The sequence below is a fragment of the Mesorhizobium sp. M4A.F.Ca.ET.022.05.2.1 genome, assembly GCF_003998845.1.
In the GTDB taxonomy this organism is placed as follows: Bacteria; Pseudomonadota; Alphaproteobacteria; order Rhizobiales; family Rhizobiaceae; genus Mesorhizobium.
In genome coordinates, this window is record NZ_RZOJ01000642.1 from 1 (window position 1) to 2,083 (window position 2,083).

1 protein-coding gene and 1 pseudogene are annotated in these 2,083 nt (G+C 66.4%); both read right to left on the minus strand.

What is annotated here, in order from left to right; all coding sequences use genetic code 11:
* Positions 1-105: 105 nt before the first annotated feature.
* The gene (gene gndA / locus EN745_RS33990; RefSeq protein WP_127423254.1) at positions 106-1,530 is read right to left on the minus strand and encodes an NADP-dependent phosphogluconate dehydrogenase; all 1,425 of its coding nucleotides are present in this window, start codon (positions 1,528-1,530) and stop codon (positions 106-108) included.
* 94 nt (positions 1,531-1,624) lie between these two features.
* Positions 1,625-2,083 (minus strand): annotated as a pseudogene (locus tag EN745_RS33995) (copper resistance protein CopC); the annotation flags it as partial.

The following is a 2,083-nucleotide window of genomic DNA, read 5'->3' on the forward strand; positions in this document are numbered from 1 at the left end:
ACCGCTCTAAGTCAAAATGCTACAGCGTCCTTTGCGCGCCCGTCCGGACGCGCGGCGCTGTAGAAGCGCAGGAGGCCGCCATTTGCAGGCCGGCCTTACCTGCCCTTAGGCCGCGCCGCTGCCCCAGGGTCCATGGAACGCGCCCTGCTCGCCGATGCGCTCGAAGCCGTGCGCGCCGAAGAAGTCGCGTTGCGCCTGGATCAGATTGGAGGTGCCACGCCCCTGGCGGTAGCTGTCGAAGTAGGCGAGCGCCGACGACAGCGCCGGCACCGGCGAGCCGGCTTCCGACGCCCGCGCCACGATCCTGCGCAGTGAAGGATGCGCCTCCTGCATCATGGCGATGAAGGCCGGCGCCATCAGCAGGTTCGTCGACGCGCTGCCAGAGCCGAACGCCTCGGCCATCGTGTCCAGCATCTGCGAGCGTATGATGCAGCCGGCGCGCCAGATCTTGGCGATGGTCGGCATCGGCAGGCTCCAGTTGAATTCCTTCGAGGCGCCGCTCATCACCGCGAAACCCTGCGCGTAGGCGGCGATCTTGCCGGCGAACAGCGCCAGCTCCAGATCCTTGAGCAGGGCGGCCTTGTCGCCAGCGATCTTGGCGACGCCGATATTGCCATAGGCCTTTTCGGCCGCCTGCCGCTCATCCTTGATCGACGACAGCACGCGCGCCGCAACCGCCGCTTCGATCGCGGTCGCCGGAATGCCGAGCTGCTGCGCCTCGATGACCGACCATTTGCCGGTGCCCTTCTGGCCAGCGCGGTCGAGGATGATGTCGACCACCGGCTTGCCGGTCTTCGGATCGTCGGCGGCCAGCACCTTGGCGGTAATTTCGATCAGATACGAATTGAGCCGGCCCTTGTTCCAGTCGGCGAAGACGGCGCCGATCTCCTTGGGGCCCAGGCCGAGGCCGTCGCGCAATATGCCGTAGATCTCGGCGATCATCTGCATGTCGGCATATTCGATGCCGTTGTGGATCGTCTTGACGAAATGGCCGGCGCCGTCGGTGCCGAGCCAGGCGGCGCAGGGCTCGTCCTTGAACTTGGCGGAGATCGCCGTCAGCACCTTCTCGACGCGCTTCCAGGAGTCTTCCGTGCCGCCGACCATGATCGACGGGCCATGGCGCGCACCCTCCTCGCCGCCGGACACCCCCATGCCGATGAAGGTCAGGCCCGAGCCGGACAATTCGGAGAAGCGCCGCATCGTGTCGCGGAAATTGGCGTTGCCGGCATCGATGACGATGTCGTTGTCGGACAGCACGCCGCGAAGCGCCGCGATCTGCTCGTCGACCGGCTTGCCGGCCAGCACCATGATGATGATCGGCCGCGGCGGCCGGATCGCGGCGGCGAGCTCCTCCAGGCTGTAGCAGGGCACGACCATGTCCTTCAGCGGCCCGGCGCCCGCGACGAAGGCGTCGGTGCGCGACGGCGTGCGGTTGAAGACGGCGATGCGGTGCCCATGCTCGGCAATGTTGAGCGCCAGGTTGGAGCCCATCGTGCCAAGGCCGATCAGGCCGATTTCGGCTTTTTCCATCGTTTCTTCCCTGCTTTCCGAATTTTGTTGGGCCGTGTTTTGCCGGGATGATTGACGGGCCTTTGCGATGGCGTCAACCGCCTCGAGCAATTTGTCACTCGGCGCGGATGTCGATCGGTGCCTCGATCTTCACCACCTCGAAGTCCGAAACCAGAATATCGAGCCGCGCCGTCCAGCGGCCGGGAACCGGGATGATCAGGTTGTCGACGCGCCATGTGCCGTCGCCCGGCTTCGTCGCCGGTCGTTTGATCGGCTCGATGCCGGAATCGGGCTTGGACAGCACCAGTGTCACCGCCTTGGCGTCGAGCGGACCGAAATCGCCGCTCATGATCACCATCGAGGCGGCGACAGGCCCAGAATGGCCCGGCGTGATGCTGAGATCCGCCATCGCTTTCAGCGTGTGGATGTGGATCGACACCGGCTGCGCGGCGGCGATCGCCAGCGCGCGCGGCGGCGGCGTGAAGCGCCAGCCGGCGGCGACGGCGAAAATGGCGACGACGATCAGCACCTCGGCCCCGATCGAGCGCGCCAGCCGCCGCTGTACCTCCGTGGC

What these genes read in the sequence shown, in the direction of transcription:
- gndA (WP_127423254.1), bottom strand. Translation starts at nt 1,530, where the DNA reads ATGGAAAAAGCCGAAATCGGCCTGATCGGCCTTGGCACGATGGGCTCC.